This window comes from Colwellia psychrerythraea 34H, assembly GCF_000012325.1.
In the GTDB taxonomy this organism is placed as follows: Bacteria; Pseudomonadota; Gammaproteobacteria; order Enterobacterales; family Alteromonadaceae; genus Colwellia; species Colwellia psychrerythraea_A.
Genome location: NC_003910.7, coordinates 1,462,721 through 1,483,459, shown reverse-complemented (window position 1 = coordinate 1,483,459; position 20,739 = coordinate 1,462,721). Strand labels below are relative to the sequence as shown.

General features: G+C 40.0%; 16 protein-coding genes. 3 read left to right on the top strand and 13 right to left on the bottom strand.

The genetic code is table 11. From position 1 onward, the window contains the following. Positions 1–30: 30 nt before the first annotated feature. Positions 31–345, bottom strand: a complete 315-nt coding sequence (locus CPS_RS06395; protein WP_011042279.1) for a DUF2956 domain-containing protein — start codon at positions 343–345, stop codon at positions 31–33. A 32-nt stretch (positions 346–377) separates the two neighbouring features. Beyond that, a complete protein-coding gene (locus CPS_RS06390) occupies positions 378–872 on the bottom strand; it encodes a phosphatase PAP2 family protein (RefSeq protein ID WP_138140353.1) in 495 nt (164 codons plus the stop codon). 434 nt (positions 873–1,306) lie between these two features. On the opposite strand from CPS_RS06390, the gene CPS_RS06385 reads away from it, so the two are divergent. Next, complete coding sequence (locus CPS_RS06385; protein ID WP_011042277.1) at positions 1,307–3,370, top strand: M13 family metallopeptidase; 2,064 nt, start codon at positions 1,307–1,309, stop codon at positions 3,368–3,370. A gap of 801 nt (positions 3,371–4,171) precedes the next feature. Here CPS_RS06385 and CPS_RS06380 read toward each other — a convergent pair. Together CPS_RS06380 and CPS_RS06375 are read right to left on the bottom strand one after the other, a co-directional pair. After that, positions 4,172–6,097 carry a methyl-accepting chemotaxis protein gene (locus tag CPS_RS06380; RefSeq protein ID WP_011042276.1) on the bottom strand — a complete coding sequence of 642 codons (1,926 nt, stop codon included), beginning with the start codon at positions 6,095–6,097 and terminating at the stop codon, positions 4,172–4,174. 414 nt (positions 6,098–6,511) lie between these two features. Then, the gene (locus CPS_RS06375; RefSeq protein ID WP_011042275.1) at positions 6,512–8,608 is read right to left on the bottom strand and encodes a S9 family peptidase; all 2,097 of its coding nucleotides are present in this window, start codon (positions 8,606–8,608) and stop codon (positions 6,512–6,514) included. 514 nt (positions 8,609–9,122) lie between these two features. Between CPS_RS06375 and CPS_RS06370 the strand changes: the two genes are divergently transcribed. Beyond that, positions 9,123–9,602, top strand: coding sequence for a CreA family protein (locus tag CPS_RS06370; RefSeq protein ID WP_011042273.1), 480 nt, complete (start codon positions 9,123–9,125; stop codon positions 9,600–9,602). 171 nt (positions 9,603–9,773) lie between these two features. Here CPS_RS06370 and CPS_RS06365 read toward each other — a convergent pair whose 3' ends face one another. Then, positions 9,774–10,406: a LysE family translocator gene (locus tag CPS_RS06365; RefSeq protein WP_011042272.1), complete on the bottom strand. Its 633-nt coding sequence runs from the start codon at positions 10,404–10,406 to the stop codon at positions 9,774–9,776. A gap of 115 nt (positions 10,407–10,521) precedes the next feature. On the opposite strand from CPS_RS06365, the gene CPS_RS06360 reads away from it, so the two are divergent. Further along, positions 10,522–11,448 carry a LysR family transcriptional regulator gene (locus CPS_RS06360; RefSeq protein ID WP_011042271.1) on the top strand — a complete coding sequence of 309 codons (927 nt, stop codon included), beginning with the start codon at positions 10,522–10,524 and terminating at the stop codon, positions 11,446–11,448. Between the two features lie 19 nt (positions 11,449–11,467). On the opposite strand, the gene CPS_RS06355 is transcribed toward CPS_RS06360, so the two are convergent. From CPS_RS06355 to CPS_RS06320, 8 genes are all read right to left on the bottom strand, one after another. After that, complete coding sequence (locus CPS_RS06355; RefSeq protein WP_011042270.1) at positions 11,468–12,235, bottom strand: IclR family transcriptional regulator; 768 nt, start codon at positions 12,233–12,235, stop codon at positions 11,468–11,470. Between the two features lie 167 nt (positions 12,236–12,402). Beyond that, positions 12,403–13,899 carry a CoA-acylating methylmalonate-semialdehyde dehydrogenase gene (locus CPS_RS06350; RefSeq protein ID WP_011042269.1) on the bottom strand — a complete coding sequence of 499 codons (1,497 nt, stop codon included), beginning with the start codon at positions 13,897–13,899 and terminating at the stop codon, positions 12,403–12,405. A 54-nt stretch (positions 13,900–13,953) separates the two neighbouring features. Continuing rightward, on the bottom strand, positions 13,954–15,114 hold the full coding sequence (locus CPS_RS06345) for an iron-containing alcohol dehydrogenase (RefSeq protein ID WP_011042268.1): 1,161 nt from the start codon (positions 15,112–15,114) through the stop codon (positions 13,954–13,956). Between the two features lie 85 nt (positions 15,115–15,199). Continuing rightward, positions 15,200–16,078, bottom strand: a complete 879-nt coding sequence (locus tag CPS_RS06340) for an enoyl-CoA hydratase (RefSeq protein ID WP_041736747.1) — start codon at positions 16,076–16,078, stop codon at positions 15,200–15,202. Between the two features lie 31 nt (positions 16,079–16,109). After that, positions 16,110–17,378: a CaiB/BaiF CoA transferase family protein gene (locus tag CPS_RS06335; protein ID WP_011042266.1), complete on the bottom strand. Its 1,269-nt coding sequence runs from the start codon at positions 17,376–17,378 to the stop codon at positions 16,110–16,112. 702 nt (positions 17,379–18,080) lie between these two features. Next, a complete protein-coding gene (locus CPS_RS06330) occupies positions 18,081–19,400 on the bottom strand; it encodes a HAMP domain-containing sensor histidine kinase (RefSeq protein WP_011042264.1) in 1,320 nt (439 codons plus the stop codon). Positions 19,401–19,461: 61 nt separating this feature from the next. Then, positions 19,462–20,208 carry a response regulator gene (locus CPS_RS06325; protein WP_011042263.1) on the bottom strand — a complete coding sequence of 249 codons (747 nt, stop codon included), beginning with the start codon at positions 20,206–20,208 and terminating at the stop codon, positions 19,462–19,464. 89 nt (positions 20,209–20,297) lie between these two features. Next, entirely contained in the window at positions 20,298–20,738 is a 441-nt protein-coding gene (locus tag CPS_RS06320) for a DUF3019 domain-containing protein (RefSeq protein ID WP_011042261.1), read from the bottom strand. Position 20,739: the final 1 nt, after the last annotated feature.

The window sequence follows — 20,739 nt, the reverse complement described above, 5'->3', positions numbered from 1 at the left end:
AACGGGTTAGTTAATTTATTTTTTAACGCATTAGCTCAAGAAAATGTAACCAATAAAACCAAGCCAACTAACACCTAATAGTATCCAAGGTAAGTAATTGCTACTTTGAGTTTCGGTCAGCTCAGTGGTGTCTTCTGTGAGCAGCTGTTTTTGCTTTACTTGCTGTTTACGGTCTTTATCTCGTTCACGTGACTTTTTACTTTGCTGTTTTTTATATTCTGAAATACCTTTTTCTATCCCTTGGGCAATGAGCTTAGTTTGCTCTTTTGTTTGCCCTTTTTTTTGTGTGCCTTTGGCAACTTTGAGCGCTTGCTCTTGAGTTTCTTGTGATACTTTATTATTCATAGATAAAATCTCTTATAACGTAACTAAACTGGTTAAAAGGTGCCGCTGAAGTTAATGCCGTAATGCCCACTTTTAGCTGTAGGTGAAATGGTAATGCCTGAGTAGGGTTCTGTGAAATATAGGCCTGAAATGATACCTATCGCAGCACCCGCTAGAACATCTTCTAGATAGTGTTTATCGCTTTCAACTCGACTATAACCCACAAAAGTCGCACCGATATAAGCAGGAATACCCCACTTCCAGCCATAACGTTGTTGAATAAAGGTTGCTGCTGCAAAACTATCAGCCGTATGACCTGACGGAAAAGAGTCATCACCAGAGTCGTCTGGTCTGTCTTTATCAACGCCATACTTTAACCCTTCCACCGCCACGCGAGAAACAACGCCTGTTTTTATAAGCTGCCAGCTGCCTTCATAATCATCTTCTATTACCAAGGTTGCGCCAAGGGCCGTTGCAGGTAAAAGTAAGTGGATGATGTCTCCTGATTTTTCTAAAGAAGACTTTGCAAGTACGGGAACTGTAACCAGTAATAAAAATATAAATGAAAGTGTTTTCACCAAACTAACTCATAAAATAACAAATCGTGGCCGTCTTTATACCTAGCAAAATCAATAATTGCAAAGATGATTTGACTGAGAATGACGGGTCAGGAGCGTAATTCACAAAAGACCATGCATAACTATTGTTTGTTTTCCCCCTCAATAAATAGATATATGTAACGGTAGAGTAACAATGACCTCGTCGAGTAAACCCTACCGTTAAACGTATCTAGGTTGACATTTTATTAACATACGCGAAAATGTCAGGGTTCAAAGTGGTACCGTTAACTATAAGCGAATAATTAATATTTAAAAAAGTAATGAAGCAATCCCGACATCTTAGTTGATACATCAACACTTAGATGCTTTTTTAGTGTCGCTATAAACCGTATTACTAATTAATTTAAAAAGAGAGTTATTCTATGAAAAAAACTTTGATAGCCATTGCCTTAGCAACTACCGTTATTGGCGGTTGTGGCATGTTTGACGCGAGTAATGACAACAGTAATAAAAGTACTATGGCCAGTAAAGCCGAACTAGGAAGCTTCGGTGTTGATTTAAGCGCCCGTAATGAAATAGTAAAACCTGGTGATGATTTTTTTATGTATGCTAGTGGTACTTGGTATGACCATTATATAATGCCTGCCGATAAAACACGTTTTGGTGCTTTTACGGGTTTAGCTGAGCGAAGCGAAACACAAGTAAAAGAAATTATTGACGATATTTCTAGCCGTACTGATTTAAACGCCGATGAACAATTAGTGGCTGATTTTTATCAAGCCTATATGGACACTGAAACCGTTAATAAATTAGGCATCAGTCCGATCCAATCGACTTTAGACCAAATTAGCGCAGTAAAAAATACTGAAGACTTAACCAAAATATTTGGTGAAGCATGGTTAACAGGTGCTAAGTCTCCGATTGGCGGTTATATGTGGTTTAACCGTTTAAACCCAAATCAATATGAAATGTCTGTTGGTGCTGGTGGTTTAGGTCTTCCTGATCGTTCTTACTACTTAGAAGAAAGTGAACGATTTGAGAAAACACGGAATGCCTATGTAGAACATATCGTTACTATGTTGAGTTTTGCTGGCATTGAAAACGGTCAAGTACGTGCTGAACAAATTTTAGCGCTAGAAACTAAAATTGCTCAAGGTCATTGGCCACGTGAGAAAAAACGTAATCGCGACCTAACCTTAAACCAAGTACAACGTACCGAATTAGCTAAACAATACCCAGATTTTGACTGGGATACTTACTTCGCTCAATCTGGCTACAAAGTGCCACAGCTTAATATTTCTCAGCCTGAACCAGTTAAAGCAATGATCGCTTTGGTTAATTCAGAGCCATTATCGATTTGGCAAGACTATTTAACCTTCCATACTATTAGTGGTAATGCCGATTTATTATCTGAAGATATTTATGCGGCTAACTTTGCTTTTTATGGCAAAGAGTTAAGTGGTCAGCAAGAGCCTCGTCCACGTTGGAAGCGCGCTATCGGCGAAATGTCTGATACTGAATCTTTAGGTTTTGCTATTGGTAAAGTGTATGTCGCCCGTTTCTTCCCTGAAAGTTCAAAACTACAAATGGCTCAACTCGTTGAAAACTTACGTACTGCACTAGGCCAACGTATCGATGGACTTGATTGGATGGGTGAAGAAACCAAAGTTAACGCTCATGCTAAGCTTGCCGCATTTAATCCTAAAATTGGTTACCCTGATGTATGGCAGGAGTTTGATGGCGTAACCATTTCTAAAAATGACTTGGTTGGTAACATCAAACATCTTCGTCAATTTTTTAATGCTGATAGCGTTGCCAAAGAGTTAAAGAAAACCGACCGTAATCGCTGGGGTATGACACCACAACGTGTAAACGCTTATTACAACAGTTCATTTAATGAAATTGTATTTCCTGCAGCAATTTTACAACCACCATTTTTCGATCCAAATGCCGATGCCGCTGTTAATTACGGTGCAATTGGTGCAGTAATTGGTCATGAAATGGGTCACGGTTTTGATGATCAAGGTTCAAAGTCAGATGCTAATGGTATTCAACGTAACTGGTGGACTGATGAAGATCGTGATGCTTTTGATGCTAAAGCAGACCAACTCGTTGCACAATACAATAAGTATGAGCCTATTCCTGATAACTTTGTTAACGGCCGCAATAGCTTAGGCGAAAATATTGGCGATGTTGGCGGTTTATCTATGGCTTACCATGCTTACCGATTAAGCTTAAATGGCAAAGAGGCACCGGTTATTAACGGTGTTACCGGTGATCAACGTTTCTTCTTAGCTTGGGCACAAGTATGGAAAGAAAAACGCACTGAAAAAAGTATGTTAAACCAGCTTCGTGGTGGTACGCATGCGCCAGGTCGTTTTCGTGCTCAAGCACCGCGTAACCATGATGCATGGTACAAAGCGTTTGACGTAAAACCAGGTGATGCTTTGTATTTAGCAGAAGATGAACGCGTTCGTATTTGGTAGTAATACCAATCGTATTAGTTTACTGATTACTTAGCGAGAATTAAGAGAATAAACAAAAATGCCAGTCAGTTACCTGACTGGCATTTTTTATTGATCGCTATGTTCTATAAAGCAGCTTTATTAAAAATAATGTTATATTCGAATAATGAATTTTTATTCCTATTTAACCTGAACTCTGGATAAGCAGCACTTGCTCAACATTCCTCTTCATCCAATTCTCAGCGTTAAAACGTCGATAAATAGCCAGCTATTCATAAACGTTTTGCCTTGATAATTGAATAAAATGAAACATTGATAAAGCGTATAACTACTTTAATTTTATTACTTTTCATAAGTAACAATCTAAGTTGTTGATTTTACTTAATCATCAAGCACTCATTATCCAGAGTTCAGGTTATTTAAGAAGAATCAAATGAAAATAAATATTCAAAAACAAGGCGCTTGATTGAGCAATAGCGGGCTATTGTGATTGAAAGCAACGACGTTAGTGGATATCTGTACCAATTCCATCAAATTTATTCCCACCTCAGAGCTATGTCAGAAGAGTTATAACAAACAAAATTTGTATAAGTATAGCGATTCTATATTTAACAAATTTGTGCAGATATTGCTTTTCTGACAAGCTCCCATGGGCGAGTTTAAAAGACTTACATGCTGTGTTATTGATTTTGATAAGGGAATAACCATTCTCTTCAATCAATGCCTTGCCTCTAAGCCTTTTAATTATCGCTGAGTGGTAAATAACTTAATGGACTTGGTATCAGACCATTTGAAAGTCACCGTTTTTCCAGATAATTAATATTAGTCAAACTTAAAGCGCGAGACCAATTCATTCAGATGAATGGCTTTATTTCTAAGCTCACTACAAGCAATCGAAGTTTGCTGAACGATATCGCTATTAGCACGTGAAATATCCGCAACCGCTGTAACATGAGGGTTAATCTCACCCACTACATTCGATTGCTCCCCGGTAGCGGTAGCAATTTGTAAGTTCATATCATTCATTATACTGATGCTTTCAGAAATACTCTCTAGGTGCTTGCCTGAATGACCCGCCTCAGTTTGACTCGTAGTGCTGAGTTCTGTGCTTTGGGAAATAGCGGCAACCACTTCTTCTGTTTTTGCTTGCAGCTTTTCAATAATATTTCTAATTTCTTTAGTAGAGTCATGACTGCGTGATGCAAGCGTCCTAACTTCATCAGCAACGACGGCAAAACCTCGACCTTGCTCTCCTGCTCGTGCCGCTTCAATAGCTGCATTTAGCGCCAATAAGTTAGTTTGCTCTGACACACTACGTATTACTTCAACCACAGTATCAATAGAACGTGCATCCTCAGCTAATTGAGCGATCATAGTACTGGTAGATACCAGCTGCTCACTCATATCGGAAACGCTGGCGATAGTTTGTACCACTGAATTATTACCTTGCTGCACTGTTTCATCAGCAGCTTGTGCACTTTGTGCCGCATTATTAGCACTGCCAGCAATTTCTTCTGCCGTCATACCCATTTCATGCATTGCTGTGGCAATTTGCTCAACTCGGCTCACTTGCTCATTTATCTCAGACTCCATCGACTTCGCTTGAGAATCTATTTGTTCAATCGCCACGGCAAGTTCATTACCTGTTTTAGAGACTTGTTGTAATAATTCACTTAAATAGCTGACAAATTGATTATAACCTCTCGCCATAGTACCCGCTTCGTCTTGACGTGAATCATCTAAACGACGCGTTAAATCACCGCCACCTTTACCAATTTCAGCCAACATATCAGCAAGCTGGCCAAAAGGCGCAATTAAACGAGAAATAAGCCAAGTACTAACAAATGCAGAAATCACCGCAATAATAATGCCCATCATCACTAAGGCCCATGTTGCTTGGGTTAATCCTCCAAGAACTTCTTCTTTAGGCACTTCAGCAACCACATACCAACCAATACTGTCTAAATAACGACTCGCAATAAGGGTTTTAGTACCATTAAGGGTAAATTCAGCTGAACTAAATTGAGCTTTAGACAAGAGGTTTTGGCTGTTACTAACACCAATATCAGCTAAATCTTTACCTATTTGTTGAGTATCAGGGTGAAGTTTTATCTTGCCCTGTTGATCAACCAAAAACACCTTACCTGTTTGTGCAATACGGTACTGACTTATGCTGTTAGCCATATTCTCTAGTGATAAACCAACGCCTACAACAGCACTAGGTTTTCCCGAAACTTTCATTAAATAATTAATAAATAAGGTCGGTATATTGGTTTCTTCATCAACATCTAAGCTCAATTCATATTTGTTTCCACTATTGATAAAACCATAAAACCATTGATCTTTACTTTCTTGTGGCGACAAGGTTTTGAAAAGCCCACTCGGTGTGAAGTATTTTCCGGTATTGGCTGAGACTAAAAAGGCACTTATTGTATTAAATTCACTCTGGATATTTTTCAAATAAGCGATCACTTGTTGATGATTTTTTTCCTGTTCACCAGTGGCAATAAACTGCTGAGAGTATAGGTTACTCGACATAGTTTGCGCCACGGTAATAGGTAACAATAGTTGCGCATCAAGATTATTAGCTACCTCACCAAGCGCTGCGGGCAATTCTCGTTCAATGGCAGCCTCCATAATAATGGTCCGGCTTGAGTTAAGGGCAAAAGCACTAACAATCAATATTGATAGCACCACAGCAGTCAAGGTAGTAAGTACAACTTTACGACGAATAGTTAAATTCAGCATAGATAAATATCTTCCTTTGGAGTAGAAGTAGAATAGAAATTGAGGCAATCACAGTACTGAAAAATATCTGACGCTCTATATTTTCAGTTTACTTATACCCAAGCTACTTGATCATGAGTGCCTCAAACGTCCTGAAACACACATCTTCAAGTAGCTTGGGTATCAATAAAGGGCTAAGCCAATTCAACTATAGACCACATCACATCATAATTTTTTAAATTTCCATAAGCACCAACTGGTGATTTCACATTATGAAATGCAGACCGAGTTAACAGGATTTTTAATAAAACATCCCTTCCCCCGAAAAAAAAACAAAAAAAGACCAAGCTGAATTAATACCAAAAGGTATAGCTTGGTCTTTGCTGTCATAACCGTTGGTAATGAAATAACGTTCAGGTATGATTTTTTACCTTACTAATTTTCGTTATTATCCTCAGCAGCCTTGGTTTTATATTTTTCAAACCAAGCAAGGGTATGTTCAATTTTAGTAATCATTCTTGACGGTTTTCCCGCAATACCATGAGGCGAGCCAGGTACTTTGACTAATACAGTATCAATCTTTCTTAATTTAAGCGCTTGATAAAACTGCTCAGTTTGCGCCATTGGTGTACGTAAATCTTCTTCACCTGTCATCAACATAGTCGGTGTTGTAACGTTACCTACTAATGACATTGGAGAACGCTTCCAATAATGTTCAACGTGTTCCCATGGCATTCCTGGGAACTGTGTAGGTATTTGCCCTAAACCACTATCCGCTGTTAGTACTTTACTTAACCAGTTAATAACCGGTTTAACCACTACGGCGGCAGAAAAACGATCGGTTAAGCCAATAGCATAAGCCGTTGCAATACCGCCAGCAGAGCCGCCAGCAATAAACAAATTACCTTCATCAATAAAGCCCAAGCCCAACATAGCGTCGACACCTGAGTTATGATCGGCAAAATCTTCTTTCGAACTGTATTTATACTTCAATAACATGGCAAAACGCTCGCCGTAAGAACTGCTACCGCGATGGTTATCATAAAACACCACATAACCTTGCGCTGCAAAACGTTGAAGTTCCGCAGAGAAATGTGGGCCGTAAGCTAAGTGTGGACCACCATGGATCTCTAAAATAAGGGGATACTTTTTCTTAGGGTCGAAGTTTGGTGGGGTAACGTACCAACCCTGAATAGGCTCATCATCAAATGATGATTTATAATTAATTTCAGTGACTTTACCTAGGTTTTTATGTGCCAATAAGTCTTCATTTAATTGTGTTAGTTTAACAAGTTTTTTACGGGTGTTAATAACTGCAACATCTGCTGGACGTGAACTACTACCTTGCGTAAAGGCCATATAACCTTCACTTGAGGCGGTAAAACCACCACTGATATAAGGACGACCAATGCTACTTCCTACTAGAGTATCCGTTAAGTCTTTAACTTTACCTTTGGTTGAGATAGTCGCCAATTTACGCTTACCAAAATCATCATAAGTCATCGCTAACAACGAGCTTGATAACCATTGTGGGTCTTGGATAGAACGGTCAAAATCACTCGCAATCTCACTCGTTTTTCTAGACTTCCAATCCATAATATTTAATTTGGCATTACGATAAGGGTTCAATGCGTTAGAAGTCGACAAAAAGGCAAGTTTCTCTCCATTTTCAGAAAACACAGGATTAAACTCTTTACCCGGTGTAGAGGTTAACTGCGTTAGCTCACCATCATTTACCATCACTTTAAATAAATCACCTTCAAGTGATTTATATTCCCAATCTGAGATACGATTTGCTGAAAAAACGATAGCATCACTTTTTTTATTCCAAGCAAGCTTTCCTTTATGATGAAAATCCCCTTGAGTGATCTGACGTGGAGTACCACCCTCACTAGGTAAAACAAAAATATGTTTGTAACCTGGTTTAAGCAATCCGCGGCCATCTGCTTGATAATATGCTTGGTCAATAACAACGACAGGTTTTGACCATTTAGCCCCTTTAGGCTTTTTAGGCATTTTGGCAATAACCGTTCTTTTATCGGCAACAAGTTGTGTAAACGCCAGCCATTTTCCATCTGGTGACCAAGTTAAACTGCTCACACCGCCTTGCACTTGGCTAACTAAAGCTGTGCGATTTTGTTTAAGGTAATGCACGTGTATTTGATAACTGCCGGTTAAATTACTGACAAAGGCAATTTTTTCGCCATCAGCTGACCAACGCGGTTGTGAATATTGTTTGTCATCAGAAAAAAGTGGTAACTGCTTTTTACTGTCAACATCAACCAACCATAGGTTTTTGTTTTTATCATCGGTCATAATATTGTTTGAATTTCTGATATAAACAATTTTTTCGCCATCTGGAGATATTTGCGGATCGCTGGCATATTCCAGTGAAAAAATATCTTTAGCTTCAAAGAGGTTACTAGCCCCTGTACTACTAGCAACAGTGGTATTTGCCACCGTTATGAAAGGTGTCGCTAGAACACTAACAGCAAAAGCTAATCGACAAGAAAAGCGAGAAAAAGAACGCATTGGTTTACTCCAATATAAAAGTGAGCGTTAAGGCTGGCTCACCGAATGATAAATAACAATCTATTATTGTATACAAAATATTTTAAATGCACAGGTCATTTACTGGCTTTTGTCTTATATCTTGGTGAGTTAGTCGCAAGTGATAGGTTAAATCTCTTAAAAGAGAATATTAATAGCTAAAATTTCAGTGTGATACACTCTTTATAATTTGCTTATTTATACCCGTTGCCATTCAATATGCTTGTTTCAGTGGGAGAAAAAATCGATTTAGGCAAGGCATTGATTGCAGTGAATGGTTGTTCCATTTTCAAAATCAATAACGATGTATAAATCGTTTTTAGCCCCATCGTAGAAGCGCTTGAGCAATATCATTTTATTGTTGCGACAAGGAAATAGGGAATAACCCTGATTTAATTGACGCGCCTCAAACTGAAACTGCTTAAACACTCTGAATCGAGCATTCTGAAAGGTAATGGGTATAACATTACGACTGATATTATTCCAAGGAAAATTCATGAAAAAATTTATGCTGGCAGTTAGTTTTTCAACGCTGCTACTGGGCTGCTCTGATAATGAAGTAGGTGATGTTTCATTAGGGATGTTTACGCTCAAGGATATTAAACTAAATACCTTAGTTGACCCCATAGTGCCCGGCGTTACTTGTCACATAGCAAGTGTTGAAGCGAACTTGAGCTTATCTGATCCCAGTGATAGTTCAATCGCTTGTCGTCAAACAGGTGAAATCACCTCAACGATGATCGCTCAAATAGATAGAAGTAAGTCTGGCGAAGTAGTCTTTAAAAAATCAAAAAGCATCTTTTTTAAAACCATGAAAGTAAGACGTATTTATGACGCCCAAAATCAAACATTGATGTATTTGTCTTACGCGACCAAAGAAACCTCAGGAAGTTTTAAGCATAGTCTTTCTACCGTTCCTTTATGGGGAACTAAAGCCTATACAGAGCCACAAATCACGTTAAAAAATGACGGGTAAATCCGCTTTGAAAACCGTAACGAAATAAGAAAGTTTAATTGATAAGTGGCTGGCTGCACATAATCATTAGAATAACTATTCACCGATAATGAAATGATCACTGAACTCCACAGTGATCATTATCGCTTATCACAATCAACATAGAAGCCATTTTTGACTTAAACATGCTAATTAAACTAAGCTGAGCTTTATAGCAATTAGCATCAATACAAATCCTGCTACTTTATCAACTTTTTGTTTTTGTCGATTGAAACGAGGCAATATGCTTGGGTGTGATAACAATAAAGCCACACCGCTGTACCAAATAAAATGTGCCAACACTATGATCAAGCCATAACTTATTTGCATTATTATCGGGGTATCTATCGACACCACTTGCGTAAAAATACTTAAGAAGAAAATAGATGTTTTGGGGTTTAATATATTGCAAGTAAAGCCTAAACGTAATGCCATAAAAGGTGACATTTGAGTCGTTGAACTGCTTTGGTCTTTATTTAAACTCTCACGTGTTGTTAATAACTGCCAAGCAATATAAATAAGATAAGCCGCACCTAAATATTTGATTGCTGAAAATAACCATGGCGAATTTGCTATCACTACTGCTAATCCAGCAATAGAATAGCTGGCGTGAATACAAACAGATAAACACATACCTAAGCTCATATATAAACCTGCAAAACGGCCATTGTAGATGCTCGTACGTGTCACCATCACAAAATCAGCGCCGGGTAACATAGCCATAAAAATAGCAATTGTGCTCACCGCTATAATTTCTGCCATATAAGTATTTATTAACAATTCCATATTTACCTCTTACAATTTTAAGTTTGCTCGCAGCAACTCATTTATTACTATGCAACTATGTTAATATATGAGTTATTTTAAACAATACACTTAATTGACAAAGGACTTGTGCTTCATGGACACAAATAAATTAATCCCTTTATTATCTGATATGGCTATTTTTGTTACTGTGATCGAGCAAGGAAACTTTAGTAAGGCGGCAAAAAAACTTGGGGTCACACCTTCAGCAGTGAGCCGTCAGATTAGTAGGTTAGAAGATGCGTTAGGCATCAAGCTATTGCAGCGTACTACAAGGCAACTGGCGTTAACGGAGTCAGGTAAGTTAACCTTTGATTATTGTAAACAGATGGTTGAGTCTGCGGACCAAGCAGTTAATGCCAGTCGCTCTGCAACATCGACGGTTAGTGGGCTGTTGCGAGTATCAGCGCCAAAATCACTTGCGAACAAGGTGTTACGACCACTATTTGTTGAATTTTTAAAATGCTATCCGGACATTCAGTTACACTTAAAAGTAACCGACCGTATTTTAGATCCTATTCATGACGGTGTTGATTTCTTGATTCATATTAATGATTACCCGATTGAAGCCTTAGTAAATATTAAAATTGGTCGCGTTGAACAGGTTTTATGTGCCAGTCCTGAATTCCTACAAAGCCATACACCACCAACACACCCCGATGATTTAAAATATTTATCATGTATTTGTTTAGGCGAAAACATGGTCGATAACCGTTGGCGCTTTATTAATGAAAATCAACAAACAACCGTACAAGTTGCTGGTTCATATCTACTTAACCACAGTGACATGCGTCGAGATGCGATAGAACAGGGTTTTGGTATAGGGCCATTGCCGGATTATATCGCGCAACAGGGTATTAAAACGGGGAAGCTCATTCCATTATTGGAAGGTTGGCAGTTAACAGGGAGTTACCAAGGTGATATTTGTTTACAGTATGTACAAAGTAAATACCTACCTAATAAAAACCGTGTGTTTATCGATTTTATGAAACAAAAGTTACTTATAATCCAGCCTGATTCGTAAGTGGTGGCTAGGATCTGCTTTATTGTTCTTTGAGTAGATCACCTAACTCTATGGCCGCATGGCGCAATGCTGGTTCAAAGGCTAATAATTCATCTAAACTTTTGCGGATCACGGGGGCATGGGTGAAAAGACAGGCAAACAACTTACCATCTTGATCTTTAATAGGCACCGAACAGGCAACCATGCCATCTATAAATTCTTCGTTATCGGTTCCTAACTCATTAGCTTGGATATTTATAAGCTCTTTTTCTAATGATTCTGACTCAATTAACGTATTACGAGCCAGCTTTTCAAGTGATAACTTACCTATAATACGATGACGACGTTCTTTAGGCAGAGAACTTAAATAAAGCTTTCCGCTGGCAGTACACGCTACAGGCGTATGACTACCGACAGGTAAATTAACTCGTAATGGCCAATTAGTTTGAACACGATCGTAATAGATCATTTCGATGCCATCAGGAATTGCGATACCACAGGTTTCACCAATGGTTTCCGCCAGTTTTTTTAGAATGGCCTGACGCAATGCTTTAAATCGGCTGCTATGGAGCACACCTAAAGCAATACTATGCATCCGATCACCAGGAACCAACAAGCCGCGCATATTAATCTGCACATAATTATCAGCTTCAAGTTGCTGTAGTAAACGATGAATACTGGGTTTAGGAATATCAAGTAAAAATGCTAACTCAGCGGGTGACATAGGTCGCTCGGCACGAGAAATTGCCTCGATGATTTCAAGCACCCTAGTGATAGATGAACCTTTCTCTCTTCGCTGAACTGTCATTTTATATCCTTTGATAAATTTCGCGCTAATTATAGGCGAGACGGATGCACTTACGCAAGCATCAAAGGGGTTCCAAAAACTAAAGAAGTAAAGGCTATTCCATCGATAAAAAGGAATAGCCATTAGCTTGCGATAATTATACTAAGGCAGAGTTAATTACATTTCAATTAACTCAACGTTGGCATTGAGAACTCTGCGCCCTCACGAACACCTGCTGAAGGCCAGCGTTGGGTAATTGTTTTGCGCTTGGTGTAGAAGCGAACCGCATCTGGACCGTAAGCATGTAAATCACCGAACAACGAACGCTTCCAGCCACCAAAACTATGGTATGCAACAGGCACGGGTAACGGCACATTGATACCAACCATACCTACTTGAATGTTGTCAGAGAAGTATCGAGCCGCTTCGCCATCACGCGTAAAGATACAAGTACCATTACCGTACTCATGGTCATTAATTAAATCCATAGCTTGCTGCATCGTTTGCACGCGTACCACTTGCAGTACCGGACCAAAGATCTCTTCTTTATAGCTCACCATATCGGCCGTGACATTATCGATTAAGGTGCCACCGACAAAGAAGCCATTATTGTAGCCTTCAACCTCAGGATTGCGACCATCAACGACAATAGTTGCGCCCTGCTCTTGGGCATGATTAATATAACCAACCACTTTGTCACGATGCTGGCTGGTAATAACTGGACCAAAATCGTTAGTGCTATCGCTAAATGCACCTACTTTAAGGCTTGCCATTGCGGCTGTCATTTTAGTAATTAAGGCATCACCGGCAACGTCACCTACTGCAACCGCAACAGACAATGCCATGCAACGCTCACCCGATGAACCAAATGCTGCGCCCAACAATTGATTAACCGCATTATCCATATCAGCATCAGGCATCACGATAGCGTGATTCTTTGCACCACCTAATGCTTGGCAACGTTTGCCATTGGCATTAGCCGTGGCATAAATATATTCGGCAATTGGCGTTGAGCCAACAAAACTAACCGCTTTTACTCGCTGGTCAGATAACAACACATCAACCGCAACTTTATCGCCATTAACAACATTCATTACGCCATCTGGTAATCCAGCTTCTTTTAATAACTGAGCAATAAATAACGTTGAACTTGGATCGCGTTCTGACGGTTTTAATATGAAACAGTTACCACAGGCAATCGCCATTGGGAACATCCACAATGGAACCATCGCTGGAAAGTTAAATGGTGTGATACCGGCAACAACACCTAAGGGTTGAAATTCACTCCATGAATCAATGTTTGGTCCAACATTTTTACTGTGCTCACCTTTTAATAACTCTGGCGCGCCACAAGCATATTCAACGTTCTCGATACCTCGTTGTAATTCACCGGCTGCATCATGCGAGATTTTTCCATGCTCTTCGCCTATCATTTCGCATATTTTATCTGAGTTTGCTTCCAACAACTCTTTAAAACGAAACATCACTCGTGCACGTTTGATAGGTGGAGTATTTCGCCATTGTGGAAAGGCAGCTTGTGCAGCAGTTATTGCTTGCTCTACTGTTTCGACAGAAGCCAAGGCAACTTGTCGAGTCACTTCCCCCGTTGCAGGGTTAAACACATCTTGAGTGCGGGCGGCGTCGGTACAAATTTCACCGTTAATTAAATGTCCAATAATATTCATAAAAAATTCCTAAATAATGTCTAAAATGTTAAAAAGTAATGTTGATCGCAGAAGTTAATCCCATAGCCCCTGGTAAATACTGATAATTTCGTTGATAGATGGCTCAATAGGGTTATTACTCGGTGAGCCTGAAGCTAATGCTTGTTCAGCCATTGTTTGACACACCTCAAAAAACTCATCGCGCTTAATACCAAATTCCTGTGGCGTTGGTACTGCTAATTCTTCATTTAGTGAACGAAGCTCGATTAATAATTTCTGATTGGCAACTTCATTGCTATCTTGCTCAGCTGCAATACCCATCGCCCGAGCACAATCCGCATAACGCGCTGGTGCCGCAGGAATAGAAAAAGCGGTAACACTGGGCAATAACATCGCATTTGAGAGACCATGAGGTACATGAAAAAAGGCACCAATAGGTCGACTCATACCATGCACTAATGCCACCGATGCGTTAGAGAATGCAATACCAGCTAAGGTCGAACCCAGCATCATAGCTTCACGAGCATCTTGATCTTCGCCGCTGTGATAGACCTTTCTCAAATTAGGTCCAATCAATTTAATCGCAGCAATTGCCTGACTATCACTATATGGGTTTGCTTTTTTACTCACATACGCTTCAATTGCATGGGTCAAGGCATCGATTCCAGTATCGGCAGTGGTCCTAGGAGGCAAACTAATGGTTAATTTATAATCCACCAATGCTGCAACGGGCATGAAGCCAATGCCGACACACAGCATCTTTTCGTCGTTTTTTTCATCGGTAATGATGGTAAATTTAGTGACTTCAGATCCAGTCCCCGCCGTAGTAGGTACGGCAATGACAGGTAAGCCTTGCTCTATAACCATACGAGGAAAACGGTAATCTTGCATCACACCACCATGTTTGGCCAAGATAGCAATGGCTTTAGCACTATCGATTGGACTTCCACCACCAAGGGCGATAATACAATCGTAATTACCCTCTCGTGCCTTATCAACACCCGCTTGAATAGATTCAACTGTAGGCTCTGGCACGGTATCGTCGAAGATATGGGCGGGAATATGATGTGCGCCTAAACTGACTTGAATTCGACGAGCGTAGCCCAATCCCACCATCATCTTGTCAGTAATAATCAATGGTCGGGTACAGCCAATACTAACTAATACGTTGGCTATTTCCTGACTTGCGTTTTCACCCACCTGCATAATACGTGGCAGAATAACTTGAGTAGACATACTCACTCCTATATATTTTTTATCATGTGGGTTAGTGGTTTCTTTTATCTCAATGACTTAACCACTTCCCTTCAATTGAATATTTCTAGCGATGGCGAAAAACAGGTGCTCGCTTGGCTATAAACGCATGCATACCTTCTTTCTGCCCTTCGGTAGCGAAGGCTGCTTGGAATAAACGGCGCTCATGACGCATCCCCTCAGTAAGGCTGGTTTCAAAAGCGACATTTACCGCTTCTTTCGCCATACGTACGGCAGGACTGTTATAGCCTGCAATGGTATGTGCAGCTTCTAAAGCCGTTTGTAACAACTCTTTACCTGGAACAACACGCGCCACCAATCCTGCAGCTTTTGCTTCATGAACATCGATTGTTCTACCTGTTAGAACTAGATCCATCGCCAATGACTTACCAACGGCATTGGCCAAGCGTTGTGAGCCTCCAATACCAGGCAAAATACCAAGCTTAATTTCTGGTTGTCCAAACTGAGCGTCTTCAGAGGCAATGATAAAATCACACATCAACGCTAGCTCACAGCCACCGCCCAAAGCATAACCACTCACGGCGGCAATGATCGGTTTGCTGATTGAACGCAATTCATCCCACGGTGCAAAGATATCGTCGCAATAAAATTCGGCGTAGGTCAGGTTTGCCATTTCCTCAATATCTGCCCCGGCGGCAAATGCTCTAGCACTGCCAGTAATAACAATCGCGCCGATATTATCGTCGGCGTCAAAGGTTTTTAAGGTATCAACAACTTCTCTGGCAAGCTGCCTACTTAAAGCATTTAGGCTTTTAGGTCTATGAAGAGTGATCATACCTACCCGTTCACGGCGTTCGACTAATATAGTTTCCATCGCTGCTACTGTCTGTTTCGCGTCTGCTGCAGATTCGGCATTTTCTGTGGTTTCACTACTTTCCTGTTCAGTGTCGACGGACTTAAGTTTAATACTGTCTTTGGTTTTCATAATTCGACTCTCTCTTCTAGGATATTAAGGATTAAATTTGAGAAATAGCTTCGGAATATGTCTCTAGCTTACTATCATCCGAATTTTCTTGGGGTTGGGGTGTCGGCGCATACGCACCGTTTTTGGCCATCAATTCTGCTAATATTGCCTCGCGATGCTCGTTAAGCGCTGGGGACTTGAGCGGTACCTCGGGATCAATTTCTGCTACTGAGCTCATCTTTATTGGGTTACCGGCTGTTCGGATTGCTCTCTCGTTTTCCCCTTTCACTTTAACGATCATGTTGCGGGCTAGAAGTTGTGGATGAGTAAATAATTTATCAATGGTATTTATCGGGGAGCAAGGTACTCCAGCTTCATTGAGGGCATCAATCCAATGCTGCATTGGCTCGTTGAGTGTTATTGCCTCGACATCTTTAACCAGTTGTTTACGGTTTTGCACACGTAAATCGTTGGTTAGAAATTGCGCTTCTAAGGCCAACTGAGGCGAGCCCAAAGCGTCCATCATTAGCAAAAATAACGTATCATTACCGGCACAGATCACGAACTTTCCATCCTGTGCGGCAAAGGTTTCAAAGGGTGCAAGCGATGGATGATTGTCACCTGTACGTGTTGGCACAATCCCCTCCACGTCATATCTTGCTAGTGCAGTTTCCATTAACGCCGCTTGGCAATCTAGCATCCCTATATCCACTCGCGTTCCTTGCGCATCACGTGTTCGACTATAGAGTGCAGACAAGATACCAATCACACCAAAGAGTGCCGCACCTAAGTCACCAAAGCTGGTGCCAACGCGAGCGGGCTCTTCATCTGGCCAGCCGGTCAAACTCATCACCCCGCCCATGGCCTGTACCACCATATCGTAGCCTGGCAATTCACTAAATGGACCGCTGTGACCAAAACCTGAAATAGACGTATAAATAATATGGGGATGCGTTTTTTCAAGACGTTCAGGCCCGTAACCAAGGCGTTCCATCACTCCAGGTCGAAAGTTCTCTACCACCACATCACAACTATCCAACAAGCGCTCTAGTAGTTCACGGTCGCGTGGTGATTTAATATCAAGAGAAATACTTTCTTTACCGCGATTGAAACACATGAAATAAGCTGAATCAACGCCCACGAAAGGCCCAAACGCACGCGTATCATCACCAGTGCCAAATCGTTCAATTTTAATTACCCGTGCGCCAAGATCTGCCAAGACCATTGTGCAATAAGGCCCTGCCAACACTCGAGAGAAATCCAATACGGTAACGCCAGACAAAGGGCCTGGTTTTTCATCTGCTTCACTTACTTGATTCATAATTTTTAATCCAGTGGTTGGCGCTTAAATTAATATACAAAATGATACGTATCGTATCGATATAACTAAACTACATCACAAGTGATAATGAGTCAATACGTATCGATATAAGACCTTAGTCGTACAAGTGTAGTTATGAAGGAGAGTTGGCTGTAAAAATAATTTAGTCAGCAATTAGTGAATTAATAGTGAGTCAAGATGATCAAACAACACTATCTGATAAAAGAAGTTGCCTAAAACCATTGCAGAATATAATGTAAATAATCATCATATTATCTAAAGGATTAAGTGATGATGGCAAGGTTAACCTATGACGCTAAGTGCCCCACAGCGCTTTAGAATATGAAACCTATGTCAGCTTTACGATCGGCAAGTTTACCTTCATGATAGGGAGTATTTTATTCCTCTATATGCTCCGTTCAGTCCTATCTTGAAATTATAAAATATCGACTATCGTATCTTTGTGATCATTAGATTGGGTGATTTTTAATGACAAAAGACCGACCAATTAGAAGAAAAAATGGCAGCTTAACTTATCTAGCAATGAATATTGTCAGAGATTCCATTAATAGTTTACTAATCATCAGTAAAGTGAATATATTCATTGATAACTTATCAAAACTTATGAACATTAGAATTAGTTTTTAGTAAACAGTTAAGGAACTATTAGTTCAAGAGCTTTAATGAGTGATAATGATGAAATTACGCTTTGGGTAAGGTCACACTAAATTGAGCGCCTTGTAACTCAGCTGAGTTTTCAATAATAATCTCGCCGTTGTGCCACTCAACAATTCGCTTAACGATGGCAAGGCCCATTCCGTAGCCTTTCACTTTTTTCTCCGTACTTTCTCCGCGAATAAAAGGTTTAAGAATTTTTTCTCTTTGATCTATCGGGATCCCAGGTCCATTGTCAGCAACCGTTATAACAATATTACTGTCTTGCGCTATTATTTTAACCGCTATTTTTCCTTTGCAATACTGATGGGCGTTTTGTAATAAGTTACTCATCAAAATCATCAAATAGGAGAGGTCACCATCAACGAATACCGCTTGCTTTGGTGCCTCAAAAGTTAGTTGAACATCATCCTGACTTTTGTTTTTAATACAAGTCGCCGTCAGTGCTGAAAAATCAACTGGCGCTTTGTGTATAGTAATTAAGGTTTGGTCTAAACGCGCATAACTCAATAAGCTCTCTACCAAATCGACCATTTCATCAACGTTATCACTAATGCGCTGCTCAAAACGTTTTCGCAAGACAGGGTCATCTTCTTCTTGAATGGTATCAATGCCAAAGCGGATACGTGCAAGCGGTGTGCGTAAATCATGAGAAACGGCACTACTAAGCAGTTTTATGTCAGTCACTAAATCATCGATACGCTGCGCCATGCGATTGAACTCTAATTCTAAATCACGAATATACGAAATAGAGCCAACATCAATACGTTGGTTTAAATTACCTTCACCAAATGACTTGGCCGTTTGACGCAAAGTCATTAACCTTCTCATTAGCGGATAAAGCCAAAGCAACATTAATAACAGTACGGCTAGATAAAATAGACTGGTCAGTAAAATGGGTAAAAATGAGTTATTTTGATGAACCGTTACCGGGGGAGTTGTGAGCACTAAAAGTTCATCCGTAGCTGGCAGATAAAAATGCATGGCGATACTATCATCGGTTTCAAGTAATAACGGCTGCCCTGCTACTAAGTCGGTGAGTAACGGTTGCGGTAGGGGGAAATTCGTTAACGGTTTCAAACGTAATGACAATGTCCCTTCACTCGGCCATTGTTGGATAAATTCTTGACGATTATCAATACCAGAGAGTGCGATTGATAAGTGAGTGCCTACTTGCTCTAACGTATCAATGACACTCTGCTGGCCACTCGTTTCTTGATTAGATTGCGCAGTACTTTGATCGAGGTTTTGGTTGAGGTATTGGTTATAAATACTATCAAACATCCAACCTAAACCTATGGTTGCGATAAGCACCACGGCGACTAATGAAAGTGTCAAATTACGCATTAAGTTTACCTAGTAATATTAAGAGGAAAGCCATTAGGTTTTATTATAAAAAATTAGACCGTTACCAAACATCATTAGCAAATAAATAACCTTTTCCCCAAATCGTTTTGATACGAAAAGGCTCTGATGAATCATCTTTTAGCTTTTTGCGTAATCGTGAAATACGTAAATCAATTGAGCGATCAAAGCCATCATAATCAAAACCACGAAAATGACTGACCAGCTCTTTTCTAGACACAACCTGCCCAGCTTTTGTGGCAAGAAACCATAAAACATCAAATTCATTAGAGGAGACTTTGATCGACTCGCCGTCAAGTGTAACGCTTCGGGCTTGTTCACTAATGACCAAACCACTAAATTTTAATACGCCTTTGGATTCAAGTTGTTCATCCGTTAACTGCTGAACGTTACTTTTATCTGCTGTTCTAGATTTATCTTCTCGACGAAGTAACCCTCGAATACGGGCTAATAATACTCTGGCTCTCACGGGTTTAGTAATATAATCATCGGCCCCCATTTCAAGCCCAAGCACTTCATCAATTTCTTCATCACGTGCGGTGATCATAATAATAGGGTTATCAAAGGTGGCTCGTACTGTTTTACAAACGTCGAGCCCATCCATACCTGGCAACATGCCATCAAGTAAAACAATATCGGGGTTGAGTGATTGAATAAGATCAACTGCATCATCACCGCGATGGCAAGTAGTTACCTTAAATTCACGTCCTATTAAATAATCAGCAATCCACTCAGCGAGATCAATATCATCTTCTACCAATAAAATATGCGGTCTCGCTTGTGCTGTCATTAACGCATTCCTCTACTCAAAATAATAATTACACTTGCCATAGTTTCTATTATTTGAAGCGATGGCAATAGTATGATTAAAAGGTAAAACTAAAAGATACGCCATGACTTTCTTGGCTGACCTTTTTTCTTATGTACCCATGCCATTTTTACTACCGCAGTGGCAACGGATAAACTTTCATTCTGACGCCTTAACGAAAATTCCAAATTGACCTTACTATCAAATGCTTTTTTCATTTCACCCACAGAACTATTTATCCAACAATTGAGTGCTTTAGATTCTCCTGAGGTATATAAGCAATAATTGCCCGGCGTATCAACTTGCCAACTTAACTCAACAGAAACATAACAAGCCTGACCTTGGCGCATAGCAACACATTGCTCAGGACTTACCTTCATGCTGGCTTGAATATCGGTTGCATTCGCCACTGAACTTATTACCAGTAATAACATTAATAAGCATGACGTTTTTATTTGTAAAAGCAGTCTTTGTAACTGCTTTTTAATTTTATTAAGCTTTTTAGCGTGCATA

Bases quoted from the DNA above. Each gene is read 5' to 3' on its own strand.
- CPS_RS06350 (WP_011042269.1), bottom strand. From the start codon at position 13,899: ATGAATATTATTGGACATTTAATTAACGGTGAAATTTGTACCGACGCC.
- CPS_RS06375 (WP_011042275.1), bottom strand. From the start codon at position 8,608: ATGCGTTCTTTTTCTCGCTTTTCTTGTCGATTAGCTTTTGCTGTTAGT.
- CPS_RS06335 (WP_011042266.1), bottom strand. From the start codon at position 17,378: ATGAATCAAGTAAGTGAAGCAGATGAAAAACCAGGCCCTTTGTCTGGC.
- CPS_RS06380 (WP_011042276.1), bottom strand. From the start codon at position 6,097: ATGCTGAATTTAACTATTCGTCGTAAAGTTGTACTTACTACCTTGACT.
- CPS_RS06340 (WP_041736747.1), bottom strand. From the start codon at position 16,078: ATGAAAACCAAAGACAGTATTAAACTTAAGTCCGTCGACACTGAACAG.
- CPS_RS06385 (WP_011042277.1), top strand. From the start codon at position 1,307: ATGAAAAAAACTTTGATAGCCATTGCCTTAGCAACTACCGTTATTGGC.
- CPS_RS06360 (WP_011042271.1), top strand. From the start codon at position 10,522: ATGGACACAAATAAATTAATCCCTTTATTATCTGATATGGCTATTTTT.
- CPS_RS06320 (WP_011042261.1), bottom strand. From the start codon at position 20,738: ATGCACGCTAAAAAGCTTAATAAAATTAAAAAGCAGTTACAAAGACTG.
- CPS_RS06330 (WP_011042264.1), bottom strand. From the start codon at position 19,400: ATGCGTAATTTGACACTTTCATTAGTCGCCGTGGTGCTTATCGCAACC.
- CPS_RS06395 (WP_011042279.1), bottom strand. From the start codon at position 345: ATGAATAATAAAGTATCACAAGAAACTCAAGAGCAAGCGCTCAAAGTT.
- CPS_RS06345 (WP_011042268.1), bottom strand. From the start codon at position 15,114: ATGTCTACTCAAGTTATTCTGCCACGTATTATGCAGGTGGGTGAAAAC.
- CPS_RS06370 (WP_011042273.1), top strand. From the start codon at position 9,123: ATGAAAAAATTTATGCTGGCAGTTAGTTTTTCAACGCTGCTACTGGGC.
- CPS_RS06355 (WP_011042270.1), bottom strand. From the start codon at position 12,235: ATGACAGTTCAGCGAAGAGAGAAAGGTTCATCTATCACTAGGGTGCTT.
- CPS_RS06325 (WP_011042263.1), bottom strand. From the start codon at position 20,208: ATGACAGCACAAGCGAGACCGCATATTTTATTGGTAGAAGATGATATT.
- CPS_RS06365 (WP_011042272.1), bottom strand. From the start codon at position 10,406: ATGGAATTGTTAATAAATACTTATATGGCAGAAATTATAGCGGTGAGC.